Raw genomic sequence first — 17,462 nt, forward strand, 5'->3', positions numbered from 1 at the left:
GGGGGCTTCAGCGTTTGGCAATATTCGCTTGCAAGCAAGCTTCCCACAGCGGTTTCGTAGCATGATCTGTGGGAGCCAGCCTGCTGGCGAATGGCGCGCGCAAATGGAGTTTGCACTTCCGCATTTTTCTTTTCGCTGTCAACTGTCCACTATCAACTGTCAGCTTGTTTCGGTAGCTCATAAGGCAAATCGAGCGGCGTTACGTTCAGCGCCTGATCGTCAGCGAACAATTCCCCCTCATGGTCCAGGCGCACCACCGCGAGCAGGCGCGGGGAGGGGATGCCGCGGGCGCTGTCGACGACTTCGCCGACGGCGCGGCCGTTGCTGTCGCGCAGGGGCTGGCCAGGGGAAAGGCGCGGGCCGTGGTGGGTGAAAGCGGCCATGCGTTGTTTGAGTTTGCCTTTGAAGTGCATGCGCGCCACCACTTCCTGGCCGGTATAGCAGCCCTTGTTGAAGCTGACGCCGCCGAGCAGGTCGTAATTGAGCACTTGTGGCAGGAACAGGTCCTCGGCGCCGGGATAAATCTGTCCCTCGCCGGCGCCGATATCGAGAAAACGCCAACCTTCACTATCGATCACGGTGCGATTGGCGCGGTCCAGGCCGGCCAGCGTGGCGGCGTCGCCAATCGCCAGCAGTTGCTCGGTGAGTGGATAGCGCAGCAGGGTCAGGCCATCGTCGTGGCGGCCATGGCCGGGTTCCGGCAACGCCAGACCGGTTTGCTCCAGCGCTCCGGCCAGACCGGCCACCAGCAGGTCCCCGGCCACTTCGAACGTCACTTTGGCGCGCAGACGGTATTTTTCCAGGCAGCGGATCACCGCTTCGGTCATGGTCGCCGGACACAGAATCAAATAGCCCGGGTCATCGCGGACCAGGCGCAGGCTCACCAGGCCGCGGCCTTTCAGTGACAGATGCATGGCGGCATGGTGCTCGCCCTGGTCGATCCGTTTCAGGTCGCAGGTGAGCTGCCCTTGCAGATAGGTTCCCGCTTCCTCGCCGCGCACCCGCACCACCGCCAGATGGTCGCAGATTGCGAAGGCCGGTGTGGTCACGCCGCCGTTGGCGGGGGAGAGTTCCGCGATCAAAGAGGACCAAGCGCTCATAGTGTTCCCGGTTATTGGCTGGTCACACATGATAGGGAATTACACCGGGTGCTGTCAGCCATGGCCCATACCCTCCGGCGAGCCGCTGACATACAATTGCGGTTCGCTTAATCGTTGGGGAAAGACATGTCGCTGGCCGATCTGAAACGTCGTTATCGCTGGCAGTGCCGTCGTGGCGCTTCCGAGGTGGAGGTGGTGCTGTACGGCTATCTGGATCACCACTTCGAGCAGGATAGCGAGGCCAACCGGGCGCTATTCCCGCAACTGCTGGAATGCGCGGACGTCGACATGCTGGAGTGGTTCACCGCCCGTTCGGAACCGCAAGACCCGGAGTTACGCGCCTATGTCCACCACATCCTGGGCCTCGTTTCCGCCCCGTCTTGAACTGCGCCCCTCACGCTGGCCGCGCCGCCTGCGTCTTGCTGCTCTTCTGATTGCCGTGCTGGCACTGTGGCACAGCGCGGTGCCGGTGTGGGCGTGGCCGTTGCTGTTGGCCGGGTTGGTCTGGGGGGTGCGGCGATGGCGGCCGCCAGTGGTGACGGCGGTGGCGGTGACCGCCACGGAGGTGACGCTGGTGTTGGGAAATAGGGGCCTGGAGGATCGGGGGTTGGAAGAGCGCCGGGTCACCGTGACCGCGCCGTTCCGTGCCTGGACGCCCGGGCCCTGGCTGGCGTTGCGCTGCCCCGGCCGGGGCTGGGTGTGGATCTTCGCCGATCAGGCCGGGGAGGCGGCGCTTACACCGCTGCGCCAGGTGCTCTGGCTCAATCGGCGGCGCTGACCGGGGAAAGGGCGCCCTCGTGCAAGGGGCTGTTGTCCGGCACCAGTACGCTGTCCCGTGGCGGATCCTGGGGGCCGGGAAACTCGCGCATGAAATGCAGTCCCCGGCTTTCCCGGCGTTGCAGCGCCGAACGGATGATAAGGTCGGCGATCACCACCAGGTTGCGCAGCTCCAGCAGGTCATTGCTGATGTGGTAGTTGCTGTAATACTCACTGATTTCCTTCCGCAGCAAGTCCACCCGGTGCTGGGCCCGCTCCAGCCGTTTCACCGTGCGTACGATGCCCACGTAGTCCCACATGAAGCGCCGCAGCTCGTCCCAGTTGTGGCTGATCACCACGTCCTCGTCGGAGTCGGTGACCAGGCTGTCGTCCCATTCCTCGGCGCCGCGTGGCAGCGGCGGACCGGGCAGGTGCTCGCTGATGTGGCGGGCCACGGAGCGGCCGTACACCAGGCATTCGAGCAGGGAGTTGCTGGCCATGCGGTTGGCGCCGTGCAGACCGGTGAAACTGGTCTCGCCCAGCGCGTAGAGGCCGGGCAGGTCGGTTTCGCCGTTCTGGTTGATCATCACCCCGCCGCAGGTGTAATGGGCCGCCGGCACCACCGGGATCGGGTCGCGGGTGATGTCCAGGCCCAGTTGCAGGCACTTGGCGTAGACGGTGGGGAAGTGCTCGATAATGAAGTCCGCCGGCTTGTGGCTGATGTCCAGATACAGACAGTCGGCGCCCAGGCGTTTCATTTCATGGTCGATGGCGCGGGCCACCACGTCCCGGGGCGCCAGCTCGGCCAGTTCGTGGAAGCGCGGCATGAAACGCTCGCCGTTGGGCAGCAGCAATTTGCCGCCTTCGCCGCGGATCGCTTCGGTGATCAGGAAGCTCTTGGCCTTGGGGTGATACAGGCAGGTCGGGTGGAACTGCATGAATTCCATGTTCGCCACCCGGCAGCCGGCGCGCCAGGCCATGGCGATGCCGTCGCCGGTGGCCACGTCCGGATTGGAGGTATACAGGTACACCTTGGACGCGCCGCCGGTGGCCAGCACCACCGAGCGGGCCAGAATGACATCGGTTTCACCGCTGCGGATGTCATGCACATAGGCGCCGCAGCAGCGCCGCTCGCCATCGTGCACCTGGGTGATCAGATCCACCGCCACCCGGTGTTCGAACCGTTCCACGTTGGTCTTTTCCTTGACGCGGTCGATCAGCGTGCTGGAAATCGCCACGCCGGTGGCGTCGGCGGCGTGGATAATGCGCCGGTGGCTGTGGCCGCCCTCGCGGGTCAAATGGTAGGGCAGGGGCGCGTCCTGGCCGCCGGGCATGCGGGTGAAATCCACCCCCTGTTCAATCAGCCAGCGGATCGCTTCCGGGCCGTTTTCCACCGTGAACCGCACCGCGTCGTCGTGGCACAGGCCGGCGCCGGCCACATGGGTATCCTGGACATGGCTGTCCATGGAATCGGATTCATCCAGCACCGCCGCCACGCCGCCCTGGGCGTAATAGGTGCTGGCGTGGGTCAGTTCGCCCTTGGAAAGCAGCGCCACCCGGGCATCGTCGGGCAGGCGCAGGGCCACGGTCAGGCCGGCGGCGCCGGAACCGATGATCAGAACGTCGTAATGAAAGGTTGCCATAGCTATCCGCGGTTATCCGCGCTGCCGGCTTGACACCGTGACCGGGGACGGTACGCAAAGCGGCGCATTATGGAGGTGAATTGTTGAACCATTGTGAAAACCGGCCATGTTCAGGGAGGCCAGTATAGCGGTCCAGGCAACTCCTGTTACAATACCGCGCTTCAATCCTGGCTGGCGGGGGCCAAATCCGCTCCGGCACGGCCAGGGCAAGGCGAAGATCGCGACGTTCCGGGGGGCACAGTGCTTCTGCAACACCAGCTCACGACGGGAAAAACAGGGCCATCGGCGCCTGGTCGGTATGCGCCGCGCGTGCCGTGCCGACGGGATGTCGCCGCTCGTCTTGCCACGACCACCCCGAAGGAGTGCTAGGTGCCCGACGAACAGTTGGTCAAAAAAGCCAAAAATGGTGATCAGCGCGCCTTCGAAGTGTTGGTACTAAAGTATCAGCAGCGTATTTTCGCTCTCATCAGCCGCTATGTTCGTGACCAGGACGAGGTCCAGGACGTGGCCCAGGAAGCCTTCATCAAAGCCTGGCGCGCGTTGCCGCGGTTCCGTGGTGACAGTGCCTTCTATACCTGGCTTTACCGCATCGCGGTCAATACCGCCAAGAACCATTTGGTGGCCCAGGGGCGCCGTCCTCCGGGCACCGATCTGGATGCCGCCGAGGCGGAGCAGTACAGTGGCGCGGAAATCCTGCACGAGATTGGAACCCCTGAGTCCCACGTGTTGTCCGAGGAATTGGAGGCAGTGATCCACCGGGCCATCGAGGAACTGCCCCAGGAACTCAAGACCGCCGTGACCCTGCGTGAATTCGAGGGCCTCAGCTATGAGGACATCGCCGCGGTCATGGAATGCCCGGTGGGAACGGTGCGTTCGCGCATCTTCCGGGCTCGGGAAGCCATCGACGAGGCGGTGCGGCCCCTGCTAGGGTCGCAACGTGGAGACAAAGGGTGAGGTCATGAAACGGGACTTTGAAGTGTTGTCCGCCCTGCTGGACGGTGAAACCAATGAATTCGAGACGCGGCGGGTGCTGCGGGATCTGGACGATAAGGGTCTGGATACGCTGGCCCGTTGGCAACTCACCCGTGATGTGATGCATGGTCAGGCGGTTCGGCCGGTGCCATCGTCCTTTAACGCGCGTTTGTCCGAGGCGCTGGCGGCGGAGTCGGCGCCGGCGCGCCGGTCCGGCCTGGTGGGCGGTTTCGCCCGGGTGGCGGTGGCCGCCTCCGTGGCCGCGGCCACCGTGGTGGGCTGGCAGTACTGGAGCGGGCCCTCCGGCTCTTCCATGTCTCCCGGCGCGCCGCAAAACACCCTGGCCGCCAATGATCAGCGTATGAGCCGTCCGTTCGGTGATCTGTCTCTGGTGTCGCAAAGCGCCCGTGGCGGTGCCGGCGCGGTGCCGGTGCAGGTCAACGCGGCCCAGCCGCGGGTCAACGCCATGCTAATGCGGCACAGTGAGTTCGCCGCCCGCCACAGCGGTCAGGGTATGATGCCCTATGCTCGCCTGGTGAGCATGGACGCCCGCAACGGAGCACGCTAACGAATGCTGCGAACCCTCGCTTTTGGCCTGACCCTGATGGCGCCGCTGCCGGCGCTGTTGCTCGCCCCGCCGGCCTCGGCCCAGGAAGCCCCCGCGGCAACCCTGCTGCAATCCATGTCCGAGGCATCCCGGCAACTCAACTATAAAGGCCGTTTCCTCTATCAGTTCGGGGCCGAAGTGAGCACCATGGAGGTGAGCCATGCGATCTTCGATGGCCACCAGTATCAGCGTCTGACCCATCTCGATGGCCGTCTGGTGGAGGTGTTGAGGCGCGGACCGGAACTGGTCTGTCTGCATTCCAACGGCACCCTTACCCGAATTGACGACGCCAATGGCTCCCCACTGGAATTCCAGGACCGGCTGGCCAGCGCGATCCCTTCCCAGTACAACGTTCTCCTCGACGGTGATGGCCGGGTCGCCGGCCGCCCGACCCTGCGCGTGCGCGTGGCGCCTCTGGACAACCACCGTTACGGTTACCGGCTGTGGCTGGATGGCGAAAGCAAGCTGCTGCTCAAGTCGGAAATGGTGGACGGCAATGGCCTGGCGCTGGAGCGGGTGGAATTCGTCACCCTGGACCTGAATCCCGGGCTGCGGCCCGAGGACTTCAACGTGCCCGAGACCCACAGCGAACGGGCCCTGGAAAACGTGGCGTCTTCCCGGCCCGGCAACTTCGTCATCGAGGCGCAGTGGCTGCCCGGCGGTTTCGAGGCCGTGGATCAGGACTGGCGCCGGGTCGACACGGTGGCGGACCCGGTGGCGGCACAGAGTTACAGCGATGGTCTCGCCACCTTCACCGTGTTCGCCGAAGCCACCGATAGCGCCAGCCCGGAAGAGGGCGTCAGCCGGGTCGGGCCCACCGTGGCGATCAGCCGCCACACCCAGAACGGCCCGGTTACCTTCCTTATGACCCTGGTCGGTGAGATTCCCCAACCCACCGCCGAACGGGTCATGCAATCAATACAGGTCTCCACGGCGCAATGATCGAGGAGCACGGGCGCGTGGTGGCACGGGAGCCCGGCGCGATCTGGGTGGAGACCGTGCGGGCCGGTGTCTGTGATGCCTGCCAGGCCCGCAAGGGTTGCGGCCATCGTCTGATCAATCAAAGCGGCGGGCAGCGGGCCCGTCTTCGCGTGCTCACCCCCGATACGTTCCAGGAAGGCGAGGAAGTGGTGGTGGGGATTCCCGAAGGCGCTTTGTTGCGCGGTGCTTTGTGGGTTTACGCTTTACCCTTGGTTCTACTGTTCGCGGGCGCTCTGCTCGGCGGCGCCCTGCCGCTGCCGTTCGACGGCGCCGCGCTGTTCGGGGTGCTGGGCCTGCTGCTGGGTTTCATCATCAATCGCTGGCGCGATCACGGTGATCGCGGCCGGGCGTATCAGCCAACGGTCCTGCGCCGCTGTCCGGCGCGGGAGGAAGGGGCGGTCAGGATGCTTTCTCCATAGCGGTGTCAGTACAAGACACACTGACCGGAGTTTGTTTGGGGTAGAGAAGCCCTTCAAGGGTGGCAAGAGACTCCATCGATGCACAGGGAGCTTTCCATGGGAATGATTCAACACTATTTGTTGCCGCCGCTGCTGGCGGTGGGACTGGTGGTCGCTGGCTGCGGTGGTTCCGAGCAACAGGAGGCGCCGCCGGAACAACCCAAAGCGGCCGCGCCAACCCAGGCGCAGCCGTCTTCCCGGCCGCTGGTCACCGGCTTGCCGGACTTCACCGCGCTGGTGGAGAAAGAGGGGCCGGCGGTGGTCAACATCAGTACCGTTACCCACCGTGACGCCAGCGACCAGCAACAGCAGATGGAGCAGCTGCCGGAATTCTTCCGCCGCTTCTTCGATGAATTCGGCGGCGGCATGCCGGAGCAGGAGGATGTTCGCTCCCTGGGCTCCGGCTTCATCATCTCCAGCGACGGCTATGTGCTGACCAACAATCACGTGGTCGCCGACGCCGACGAAATCGTGGTGCGCCTGCAGGACCGCCGGGAACTGGATGCGGAGCTGGTGGGCGCCGACGAGCAGAGCGACCTGGCCCTGCTCAAGGTGGAAGCCTCCGACCTGCCGGTGGTCAATATTGGTTCCTCCGAGGATCTCAGGGTGGGCGAATGGGTGCTGGCGATCGGCGCGCCGTTCGGCTTCGACAGCTCGGTAACCGCGGGCATCGTCAGCGCCAAGGGGCGCAGCCTGCCGTCGGACAACTACGTGCCGTTCATCCAGACCGACGTGGCCATCAACCCGGGCAACAGCGGCGGGCCGTTGTTCAACCTGAACGGCGAAGTGGTCGGCATCAATTCCCAGATCATCAGCCGCTCCGGCGGGTACATGGGGCTGAGTTTCGCCATCCCCATGGACATGGCCATGGACGTGGTGGAACAGCTCAAGGACACCGGCAAGGTGAGCCGGGGCTGGCTCGGCGTACTGGTTCAGGAAGTGGACCGGGATCTGGCCGAGTCCTTCGGCCTGGAGCGGCCCATGGGCGCGCTGGTGGCCCAGGTGGTGGACGGTTCTCCGGCCGCTGCCGCGGGCCTGCGGCCCGGTGACGTGATCATCGAGTTCGATGGTCACCAGATCGAGCGTTCCGGCGACCTGCCGAAGGTGGTCGGTACCATCAAACCGGACAGCGAGGTGGATCTGACGGTGATGCGTGACGGCGGCGAGAAAGACCTGTCGGTGACCGTGGGCCAATTGCCCGAGGATCCGCGCCAAGCCGCCGCTGGTGGTGGCAGCGAGAGCGCCCAGGGCGGCGTGCTCGGCCTGCAGGTGCGTGACGCCAGTGCCGCCGAGCTGGCCCGCGCCAAGGCCGAATCCGGTGTCGTCGTCGCTAAGGTGGAAGAGGGCCCGGCTCGCGCCGCCGGTGTCCGTAATGGCGATATCCTGGTGTCGCTGAACAACCAGCCGGTCAAGGACCTCGACACCTTGCAGGAGATCGTCAAGAACCTGCCCGAGAAAGGCACCGTGCCGGCTCTGGTCAATCGCGGCGGCAACGCCCGGTTCATCGCCCTCAAGTTGGGGCAGTGATGTGACCATCGCGGTGCAGGGACCACTGCTGTCCCACCATTCGCTGGCACGCTTACACGCAAACACGCCGGCACGCCAAGGCCAAAGCTGAATAGCCGGCCTTGGCGATATGAGTTGGCACTGCGCGTGTCAGCCCGCTCCCCACAGGGGGCTACAGGGTCGCTGCGGGAGTGGCCGGGTGCTCCGCTCGCGAGCCGCGATTGGCGTGTTAGCGTGCCCGGTGACCAACAACTTTGGTTGCCGGGTGCATAATCCGCTAGAATCGCCCTCCATCGTTTCGTTCCTTGGCGGCAATCTGTGACCGACATTACCCATATTCGCAACTTCTCCATCATCGCCCACATCGATCACGGCAAATCCACTCTGGCGGACCGCTTCATCCAGACCTGTGGCGGTCTCAGTGATCGGGAACTGAAGGAGCAGGTTCTCGATTCCATGGACCTGGAGCGCGAGCGCGGCATCACCATCAAGGCGCAAAGCGTGACGCTGCACTACACCGCTCGCAATGGGGAAACCTACCAGCTCAATTTTATCGATACCCCCGGCCACGTGGACTTCTCCTACGAGGTGTCGCGCTCGCTGTCGGCCTGCGAGGGGGCCTTGCTGGTGGTGGACGCCGCCCAGGGCGTGGAAGCGCAGTCGGTGGCCAACTGCTACACCGCCATCGAGCAGGATCTGGAAGTGCTGCCGGTGCTGAACAAGATCGACCTGCCGCAGGTGGAGCCGGAACGGGTCATTGAGGAAATCGAGGAGATCATCGGTCTCGACGCGGTGGACGCCTGCCGGGTATCGGCCAAGACCGGTATCGGCATCGAGGAGTTGCTGGAGCAATTGGTGGAGCGGATTCCGCCGCCGGAGGGCGAGCGCGACGGCCGCCTTCAGGCGCTGATCATTGACTCCTGGTTCGACAACTACATGGGCGTGATCTGCCTGGTACGGGTCAAGCACGGTCGCCTCAAGAAAGGCGACAAGATTGTGGTCAAATCCACCGGTCAGACCCATGTGGTGGACAGCCTCGGTATCTTCACCCCAAAACGCACCGAGACCAAACAACTGGAAGCCGGTGAGGTGGGCTGGGTCAGCGCCACCATCAAGGACATTCACGGGGCGCCGGTGGGCGACACCCTGACCCACGCCAATACCCTGGACGTACCGGCGTTGCCCGGCTTCCAGAAGGTCAAGCCGCAGGTTTACGCCGGCATGTTCCCGGTCTCCGCGGACGACTACGAGGATTTCCGCGACGCGCTGTCCAAGCTGGCGCTGAACGACGCTTCCCTGTTCTATGAGCCGGAAACCTCGGATGCCCTCGGCTTCGGCTTCCGCGTCGGTTTTCTCGGCATGCTGCACATGGAAATCATCCATGAGCGGCTGGAACGGGAATACGACATGGACCTGATCACCACGGCGCCCACCGTGGTGTACGAACTGATGCTCAGTGATGGCAGCCTGCTTTACGTGGACAACCCGTCCAAGCTGCCGGAAGGCAACAAGATCGAGGAATTCCGCGAACCCATCGCCCGCGTCAATATCCTGGTACCCCAGGAGTATGTGGGCAACGTGATCACCCTGTGCGTGGAGCGGCGCGGCGAGCAGAAAGGCATGCAGTACCTGGGCAAGCAAGTGTCGCTGGTGTACGACATTCCCATGGCCGAAGTGGTGCTGGATTTCTTCGATCGGTTGAAATCGGTAAGCCGTGGCTTCGCCTCCCTGGACTATGCCTTCGAGCGCTTCCAGGCCACCAAACTGGTGCGTGTGGACGTGTTGATCAATGGCGACAAGGTCGACGCGCTGGCGATGATCTGCCATCTGGATCAGTCCGCTCACCGTGGCCGGGTGCTGATCGAAAAGATGAAGGAACTGGTGCCTCGACAGATGTTCGACGTGGCGATTCAGGCCGCCATCGGCAGCAAGATCATTGCCCGTCAGACGGTCAAGGCATTGCGCAAGAACGTGACCGCCAAGTGTTACGGCGGTGACGTGTCTCGTAAGAAGAAGCTCCTCCAGAAACAGAAGGAGGGCAAGAAACGGATGAAGCAGGTGGGCAACGTGGAAATTCCCCAGGAGGCCTTCCTTGCCGTGCTGAAGGTGGATGACTGATGGATATAGATATTGGCTTCTGGTTGACCCTGGCGCTGCTGGTCACCGTGGTGGTATGGATACTCGACCGGCTGTTCAAACTGCGTCAGAGAGGCGGAAGCCTGGCCAGCACGGTGGAGACCTCGAACTCGTTGATTTCGGTGTTCTTCGTGGTGCTGGTGATCCGTTCTTTCGTGGTGGAACCGTTCACCATTCCCTCCGGGTCCATGCTGCCGACCCTGGAAGTGCACGACTTCATTCTGGTCAACAAGTTTTCCTATGGACTGCGCCTGCCGGTGACCAACACCAAGATCCTGGAAACCGGTGAACCGGAACGCGGCGATGTGATGGTGTTCAAGTTTCCGGAAAACCGCGCCCAGAATTTCATCAAACGAGTGATCGGTCTCCCCGGTGATGAAGTGGAAGTGCGTGATAATGTGGTGTACGTCAACGGTGAGGCGGTGCGGCGCGACCTGATCAAGAACGGCAGCAACAGCCAGGCCTGGCGCCGTGAGTACATCGAAATGCTCGGCGAACACCCGCATCTGATCCGCCAGGAAGGCCCGGTCAATCCGTACACCGGGGACAAGGTCATTCCCCGTAACACCCAGGGCAAGTGGCAGGTACCCGAGGGGGAGTACTTTGTCATGGGTGACAATCGGGATAACAGCAACGACAGCCGTTTCTGGGGCTTTGTCCCCGAGGAACTGGTGGTGGGCAAGGCGTTCCTGATCTGGATGCACTGGGAACCGCTCTTCTCGCTGCCCAGCTTCTCCCGTAACGGCGCGATCGACAAAGTGGAGACATAACAAGATGAAAGGGCGCGCACGTCAGAGGGGGCTGTCCCTGTTGGGCTGGATCGTGGTGCTGATCGTTCTGGCGGTGTTTGGCACCGCCGCGTTCCGCATGGTGCCGGCGTACATGGAATACAACACCATCAAATCGGCGGTCGTCTCCCTGCTCGGAGACAGCAAGACCGCGCTGATGTCGGAGCGGGAAATCCGTGACGCGCTCAGCAAACGTTTCACCATCAACCAGGTCAACGCGATCAGCGCCAACGATCTGGCGGTGAGCAAGGAAGGTGGCCGTGTCGCGGTGGCGGTGGACTACGAAGTCCGTGAGCCGCTGTTCTACAATGTGTCCGTGGTGATGACGTTTCAGGATACCTTCAGCAAATCGGCGGCGCCGTGATCGAACACCGTGAGCGTTTGGAAAAAGCCCTGGGTTACCGCTTCAGTGACGGCGAACGGCTGGAACTGGCGCTGACCCATCGCAGCGTCAGCCGGCGCCACAACAACGAGCGGCTGGAATTCCTCGGTGACGCCCAGCTCAGCCAGATCATTTCCACTGAGCTGTTTCATCGTTTTCCGGACGCGGCGGAAGGGCAGCTGACCCGCATGCGCGCCTCGCTGGTGCGCGGCCAGACGCTGGCGGAAGTGGCCCGTGAACTGGGCCTGGGGGAATACCTGATTCTTGGTGGCGGCGAGCTGAAGAGCGGCGGCCACCGGCGTGAGTCCATCCTGGCCGATACCCTGGAGGCGCTGATCGGCGCCATGGTCATCGACGGCGGTGAAGAGGCCTGCCGCCGGGTGGTATTGAATTGGTTCGAGGCACGGCTGGCGGCGATCAGCCCGCAGAGCGTGCGCAAGGACGCCAAAACCCGCTTGCAGGAATGGCTGCAGGCGCGCAAATATGAATTACCCGTCTACGGCGTGCTGTCGGTGACCGGCCAGGCGCCCAAACAATCCTTTGAGGTGGAATGCGATCTGAGCGGCTTGAAGAAAACCTTCCGTGCCAGTGGCCCGAGCCGCCGGCGTGCCGAGCAGCAGGCCGCGGAGCAGGCTCTGGACTGGCTGGAGCAGACTCATGAGTGAATCCCGCCGCTGCGGCCTGGTGGCGATCATCGGCCGCCCCAATGTGGGCAAATCCACGCTGATGAACCATTTGATCGGCCAGAAAGTGAGTATTACCTCGCGCAAGCCGCAGACCACCCGTCACCGTATCCACGGCATTCTCTCCCGGGATGACTATCAGATCGTGTTTGCCGATACCCCGGGCATCCATACCGGTCAACAGCGGGCGCTGAATCGGGCCATGAACGAGGCGGCCATGTCGGCGTTGTCCGACGTGGACGTGATCTGTTTCATGGTGGACAGCGACAAGTGGAACGAAGGTGACGAGCACGTGCTGTCATTGCTGGCCCGGGCCGGCGACATCCCGGTGATCCTGGTGGTGAACAAAGTGGATCGCCTGGACGACAAAGCCGCCATGCTGCCGTTGCTGGACAAACTCAACCAACGCCATGAGTTCGCCGAAGTGATCCCTGTGTCGGCGCTGGGCGGGCACAACCTGGACGTGTTGGAACAGGCGCTGGCCTCGCGTTTGCCGGAAGGCGACTTCTGGTTCGACGAGGATCAGCTCACCGATCGCAGCTTGCGATTCATGGCGGCGGAAATCATCCGTGAGAAGGTGGTGCGGCAACTGGGTCAGGAAGTTCCGCATCAGGTCACCGTGGAAATCGATCTGTGGGAGGACGGTCCCCGTGTCACCGACATCGCCGCCACCATTCTGGTGGAACGGCGTGGCCAGAAAAAAATCCTTATCGGCGACAAAGGCGAGCGCATCAAGAGCATTGGCACCCAGGCCCGCCGCGACATCGAAAACCTGATCGAGCGCCGCGTCATGCTCAATTTGTGGGTAAAGATCAAAGCGGGCTGGTCCGACGATGATCGCGCCCTGCGCTCCCTGGGCTATGACAACTCGCGACAATCCTAACGGTCTCGAACCGGCCTGGTTGCTGCATCGGCGGCCGTTCCGCAACACCAGTCTGATTCTCGACCTGTTCCTGCCCGGCCGCGGCCGGGTCGGCGCGGTGGCCCGTGGCGGCCGTCGCAACCCGGCGCTGGCCCCGTTCGTGCCTCTGTGGGTACAACTGCAGCGGGGCAGCGGCGATCTCCATACTCTGCGTCAAGTCGAACCACGTGGCGCCGCCGTGGTCTTGACCGGCAACGCCTTGTATTGCGGCTTCTATCTCAACGAGCTGCTGATACGCCTGCTGCACCGTGACGATCCCCATCCGGACCTGTGGCCCGCCTATGAATACACTCTGAGCGAATTGAAAGGCGACACGCCCCTGGACGTGACCCTGCGCCGTTTCGAAATGGTGCTGCTGGAAGAAGTGGGCTATGGCCTGGTGCTCGAGCACGATGGCGAAGGGCAACCGCTCTCGCCGGAACTGCGCTACGGCTGGGTGCCGGACCTGGGATTGATACCCAACAAAAACGGCCACTCCGGCGCCGACCTGCAAGCCCTGGCCGAAGACCGCTGGGCCCCGGCGGTACGCCGCATGGCCAAACAACTGCTGCGCGAAGCCCTGGCCCCGCACCTGGGCGGAAAGCCGCTCAGGAGCCGCGAACTTTTTCGCGGCTCCAGCTGATAGTTGATAGTTGGATAGTTGACAGCGGAAAACAAAAGTCAAAAAACTCAATCTTTAGCCGCTGTGGGAAGCTTGCTTGCAAGCGAATACTGTTAACGCCTGAGTTGCCCCCATTCGCTTGCAAGCAAGCTTCCCACAGTAGCTAAGGAGACCTGTTTTTTTCGCTGTCAACGGTCCACTATCAACTGTCAGCTATTCTTTATGATGTCCCGCATCTCCCGCACCGCCTCGTGCAGGCCGCTGATGACCGCTTGGGCGATAATGGCATGGCCGATGTTGAGTTCGTTGATGCCGGGGATGGCGGCGATGTCACGGGTGTTGTGGTAGTGCAGGCCGTGGCCGGCGTTGACGATCAGTCCGGCATTCAGACCCAGCGCCACGCCTTCTCGCACCCGTTCCAGTTCCGCCCGCCGGGCCGCTTCGTCAGTAGCGTCGGCGTAATGCCCGGTATGGATCTCGATGGCCGGGGCGCCACAGCGCCGGGCGGCTTCGATCTGCGCCGGGTCGGCGTCGATGAACAGTGACACTTCGATGCCCGCGTCGCCCAGGCGGTCACAGCACGTCTTGATCCAGGCTTCGTTGCCGACCACATCCAAACCGCCTTCGGTGGTCAGTTCCTCGCGCTTTTCCGGCACCAGACAGCAATGGGCCGGACCAATGCGGCGGGCGATGCCAACCATTTCCTCGGTGGCCGCCATCTCCAGATTCATGCGTGTCTGCAGCGTCCGCGCCAGCAGTTCCACATCACGATCCTGGATATGCCGCCGATCCTCGCGCAGGTGCACGGTGATCCCATCGGCCCCGGCTTGCTCGGCCACCAGCGCCGCCTGCACCGGCTCCGGATAACGGGTGCCGCGGGCCTGCCGCAAAGTGGCAATGTGGTCGATGTTGACGCCGAGAAGAACGGAAGAAGGCATGGGGATGAGCACCGTGGGTTGGAAATGAACCGATATGATAACGGAAAAGACAGTGGGCAGTTGATAGTGGACCGTTGACAGCGGAAAAAACAAAAAACTCAATCTTTAGCCGCTGTGGGAAGCTTGCTTGCAAGCGAATGGGGGTTCGCTCGGGCGTTTGGCAATATTCGCTTGCAAGCAAGCTTCCCACAGCGGTTGAAGATCGAGCTTCTTTGTCCTTTCGTTTTCCGCTGTCAACGGTCCACTATCAACTGTCAGCTGCTCTTCCATGTTCTTGCACTCGCTCAATCTCCGCCAGCAATTGTCCCACCAGAGTATCCAGTTGAGCGTCCGGCTGGTGCCCCTTGAGGCCTTCCTCCAGGCGGCGGGCGGCTTGTTCCAGGCGCGGCGTGCCGCAGTAGCGGGTGGCGCCGTGGAGGCGGTGGACTCGCTCCAGCAGCTCTTCCTGGTCGCCGCTTCGCGCCAGATCACGGATGCCGGGGCCGTCCTGTTCCAGATTGTTGAGCAGCATGTCGAACATGTCGCGGGCCAGGGCGTCGCGGCCGCCGGCGCGCTTGCGGCCCAGTTCCGGGTCCACCACCGGGGTATCCGGTTCGATATCGGTGTCGGCGATGTTGTTTTCCGGTTGCGCCGGCGTACGGCTATGCTGGCCGAGCACCCAGCGTTCCAGAGTATGGCGTAGCTGCTCCTCGGTAATCGGCTTGCTCAGATAATCGTCCATGCCGGCGGCGAGCAGGGCGCGCTTTTCGTTTTCCAGGGCGTGGGCGGTGAGCGCGATGATCGGGGTGCGCTGGCTTTCGCCTTCCCGCTCACGCAGGGCCAGGGTGGTTTCCAGGCCGTCCATGCCGGGCATGTGCACGTCCATGAAAATCAGGTCGAAGGTGCCCTGGCTGAACGCGTCCAGGGCCTCCTGGCCACCGGCGCAGGGCACCACCTGGGCGCCCAGTTCCTCGAGAAAAATGCGCGCCAGTTTGAGGTTGCCGGGATGATCGTCCACCACCAGTACGCGGGGATGGCAGCCCAGGGGCGTCAGCAATTCCTGATGGCGGGCGCGGTCGCCGCCCAGGCCGCTCAGCTCCAGCAGGGCGTCGCGCAAGCGTCGGCGGGTGGCGGGTTTTCCCAGCACCCGGCAACGGGGCTGGTCGGCCAGTTCGTCCGCCAGATAGTCGCCGTTGTTGGCCAGCACCAGCACCGGCGCCTGACTGTGCCGTGCCAGTCGCTGAATCAGTGGCGCCAGGCCCACCGGGTCCCGGGTCATGGCCGGTACCCCGACCACATAGAAATCGGTGTCCGGCAGGTTCTCCGCCGCCAGCTGGGAATCCAGCACCTCCAGGCCCTGGATCTCGCTGACCCGCATGCGCCAGCCGGAAAACATATGGTACAGGCCGAGACGGGCGTATTCGCTGGCTTCCACCAGGGTGACCGACAGCCGGGCCAGTTCCGCCGGCGGTGATTCCGGACGGGTGCCCACATCGCGCTCACAGCGCAGCGTGAACCAGAACGTGGAGCCCTGGCTGGGGGTGCTGTCGATGCCGATCTCACCGCCCATGCCTTCCACCAGGCGTTTGGAGATGGCCAATCCCAGCCCGGTGCCGCCGGCACGGCGGCTGGCGCTCTGGTCGGCCTGGGTGAAGGCGTTGAACAGGCTGCGCTGCACGTCTTCGCTGAGCCCGTTGCCGGTGTCGGTGACGGTGATCTTGACCACCGCCTCGGCGCCTTTCTGCTCCTCGAGCATGGCCCGTACCACCACCGAGCCGTGCTCGGTGAATTTGATCGCGTTGCTGACCAGATTGGTGAGCACCTGACGGATGCGCAGCGGGTCGCCGAGCAGGTGGGAGGGCAGATCGGAATAGATGATCGCCGCCTGCTCCAGGCCTTTTTCCTGGGCCAGCGGTGCCAGCATGGTCTGCACGTCCTCGATGATGTCGTGCAGATTGAGAGGAATGTGTTCCAGCGACAGGCGCCCGGCCTCGATCTTGGAGAAGTCGAGGATATCGTTGATGATCGACAGCAACGCCTCCGCGCTCTTGCGGATGGTGTTCAGATAATCCTGCTGACGGGGGGACAGATCGGAGCGTTCCAGCAGGCGGGTGAAGCCGATGATGCCGTTCAGCGGCGTGCGAATCTCATGGCTCATGTTGGCCAGGAACTCGGATTTGATCTGGCTGGCCTTGAGCGCTTCCTTGCGCGCCATATCCAGTTCGATGTTCTGGATTTCGATGGTCTCCAGGGTTTCGCGCAGGTCCTGGGTGGCCTGGTCCACGTTCTTTTGCAGCTCCGCCTGGGCATCGTCCAGGGCGCCCACCATATTGCGCAGGCCGTCTTCCAGATCGGCCAGCTCACCCAGCGCGCCGGTTTTCGGCGGTGGGCTGAGGTCGCCGTCACGGACCCGGCGCACGGTGTCCAGCAGACCGCCGATCGGCAAGGTGACCTGGCCGGCCAGCCGCGACGCCGGAATCAACGCCAGCGCCATCAGCAGCATCACCACACCGAACATGGTGAGCACGGACTCGAGGATTTCCACGTACTGACCCTGGCGGGAAAACTCCACCGTCAGCAATTGGTTGGGCCGACCGGGCAGGGGGCGGACCAACTGCCAACTGGAGTCGGTGACCAGCCGGGCGCCGCCCACCTCGTTGGTTTCGCTGCGTTCCACCGGTCGCAGCCGGGGACCGGCGTGTAAATGCCAACCGGCACGGTGATCGGCCAGGCTGGCGGCGCGGACGTCCGGCTGCTCCAGCAGTTCGCGCAGCAGCTGATCCCGAGAGGTGTCCGGCATTCCTTCCAGGGCGGCGAGTCGGGCGGCGTAGCTGTCGATGATCAGTTGCTGACGCAGCGCATCGTCCACGCGCAGCTCCAGAATCCGGTTGATCAGCGCATAGCCGCCCACCACCAGCGCCGCCAACAGAGCGGGCAGTGCGGTCATCGCCATGATGCGGGTGCGCAGGCTGGAATGGGCCATATTCGCCTTATTACTATTCGGTGGCGG

17 protein-coding genes are annotated in these 17,462 nt (G+C 63.4%); 13 read left to right on the top strand and 4 right to left on the bottom strand.

Annotated features, from left to right (window positions below):
• Positions 1-152: 152 nt before the first annotated feature.
• Positions 153-1,100, bottom strand: coding sequence for a folate-binding protein YgfZ (locus E0L37_RS04705; RefSeq protein WP_133490623.1), 948 nt, complete (start codon positions 1,098-1,100; stop codon positions 153-155).
• A gap of 126 nt (positions 1,101-1,226) precedes the next feature.
• Between E0L37_RS04705 and E0L37_RS04710 the strand changes: the two genes are divergently transcribed.
• A complete protein-coding gene (locus tag E0L37_RS04710; RefSeq protein WP_133490624.1) occupies positions 1,227-1,484 on the top strand; it encodes a succinate dehydrogenase assembly factor 2 in 258 nt (85 codons plus the stop codon).
• On the top strand, positions 1,444-1,878 hold the full coding sequence (locus E0L37_RS04715) for a hypothetical protein (protein ID WP_133490625.1): 435 nt from the start codon (positions 1,444-1,446) through the stop codon (positions 1,876-1,878). The genes E0L37_RS04710 and E0L37_RS04715 overlap by 41 nt, the downstream gene beginning before the upstream one ends.
• Here the strand turns inward: E0L37_RS04715 and nadB are convergent.
• Complete coding sequence (nadB, locus tag E0L37_RS04720) at positions 1,862-3,499, bottom strand: L-aspartate oxidase (protein ID WP_133490626.1); 1,638 nt, start codon at positions 3,497-3,499, stop codon at positions 1,862-1,864. The genes E0L37_RS04715 and nadB overlap by 17 nt on opposite strands.
• A gap of 369 nt (positions 3,500-3,868) precedes the next feature.
• On the opposite strand from nadB, the gene rpoE reads away from it, so the two are divergent.
• The 11 genes from rpoE (at position 3,869) to recO (ending at position 13,556) form a co-directional block, all read left to right on the top strand.
• Entirely contained in the window at positions 3,869-4,453 is a 585-nt protein-coding gene (rpoE, locus tag E0L37_RS04725; protein ID WP_133490627.1) for an RNA polymerase sigma factor RpoE, read from the top strand.
• A 4-nt stretch (positions 4,454-4,457) separates the two neighbouring features.
• Positions 4,458-5,039 carry a sigma-E factor negative regulatory protein gene (locus E0L37_RS04730; protein WP_133490628.1) on the top strand — a complete coding sequence of 194 codons (582 nt, stop codon included), beginning with the start codon at positions 4,458-4,460 and terminating at the stop codon, positions 5,037-5,039.
• Between the two features lie 3 nt (positions 5,040-5,042).
• Positions 5,043-6,020 (top strand): MucB/RseB C-terminal domain-containing protein, encoded by a 978-nt coding sequence (locus E0L37_RS04735; protein WP_133490629.1) that lies wholly within the window; start codon positions 5,043-5,045, stop codon positions 6,018-6,020.
• Positions 6,017-6,478 (top strand): SoxR reducing system RseC family protein, encoded by a 462-nt coding sequence (locus E0L37_RS04740; protein ID WP_133490630.1) that lies wholly within the window; start codon positions 6,017-6,019, stop codon positions 6,476-6,478. The genes E0L37_RS04735 and E0L37_RS04740 overlap by 4 nt, the downstream gene beginning before the upstream one ends.
• A gap of 96 nt (positions 6,479-6,574) precedes the next feature.
• Positions 6,575-8,044, top strand: a complete 1,470-nt coding sequence (locus E0L37_RS04745) for a DegQ family serine endoprotease (RefSeq protein WP_133490631.1) — start codon at positions 6,575-6,577, stop codon at positions 8,042-8,044.
• A gap of 297 nt (positions 8,045-8,341) precedes the next feature.
• Positions 8,342-10,141: a translation elongation factor 4 gene (gene lepA, locus E0L37_RS04750; RefSeq protein ID WP_133490632.1), complete on the top strand. Its 1,800-nt coding sequence runs from the start codon at positions 8,342-8,344 to the stop codon at positions 10,139-10,141.
• A complete protein-coding gene (lepB, locus tag E0L37_RS04755) occupies positions 10,141-10,929 on the top strand; it encodes a signal peptidase I (protein WP_133490633.1) in 789 nt (262 codons plus the stop codon). Before lepA ends, lepB begins: the two co-directional genes overlap by 1 nt.
• Positions 10,930-10,933: 4 nt before the next feature.
• Positions 10,934-11,311, top strand: coding sequence for a DUF4845 domain-containing protein (locus tag E0L37_RS04760; RefSeq protein WP_133490634.1), 378 nt, complete (start codon positions 10,934-10,936; stop codon positions 11,309-11,311).
• On the top strand, positions 11,308-11,994 hold the full coding sequence (gene rnc, locus E0L37_RS04765) for a ribonuclease III (protein ID WP_133490635.1): 687 nt from the start codon (positions 11,308-11,310) through the stop codon (positions 11,992-11,994). Before E0L37_RS04760 ends, rnc begins: the two co-directional genes overlap by 4 nt.
• Positions 11,987-12,895 carry a GTPase Era gene (era, locus tag E0L37_RS04770; RefSeq protein ID WP_133490636.1) on the top strand — a complete coding sequence of 303 codons (909 nt, stop codon included), beginning with the start codon at positions 11,987-11,989 and terminating at the stop codon, positions 12,893-12,895. Before rnc ends, era begins: the two co-directional genes overlap by 8 nt.
• Positions 12,873-13,556 carry a DNA repair protein RecO gene (gene recO / locus E0L37_RS04775; RefSeq protein WP_133490637.1) on the top strand — a complete coding sequence of 228 codons (684 nt, stop codon included), beginning with the start codon at positions 12,873-12,875 and terminating at the stop codon, positions 13,554-13,556. Before era ends, recO begins: the two co-directional genes overlap by 23 nt.
• Before the next feature lie 188 nt (positions 13,557-13,744).
• Here recO and pdxJ read toward each other — a convergent pair whose 3' ends face one another.
• Both pdxJ and E0L37_RS04785 read right to left on the bottom strand, forming a co-directional pair.
• Entirely contained in the window at positions 13,745-14,473 is a 729-nt protein-coding gene (pdxJ, locus tag E0L37_RS04780) for a pyridoxine 5'-phosphate synthase (protein WP_133490638.1), read from the bottom strand.
• Between the two features lie 247 nt (positions 14,474-14,720).
• Entirely contained in the window at positions 14,721-17,435 is a 2,715-nt protein-coding gene (locus tag E0L37_RS04785) for a response regulator (protein ID WP_133490639.1), read from the bottom strand.
• Between the last annotated feature and the right edge of the window lie 27 nt (positions 17,436-17,462).

It is taken from the genome of Alcanivorax sp. 24 (assembly GCF_004360225.1).
GTDB lineage: Bacteria > Pseudomonadota > Gammaproteobacteria > Pseudomonadales > Alcanivoracaceae > Alloalcanivorax > Alloalcanivorax xiamenensis.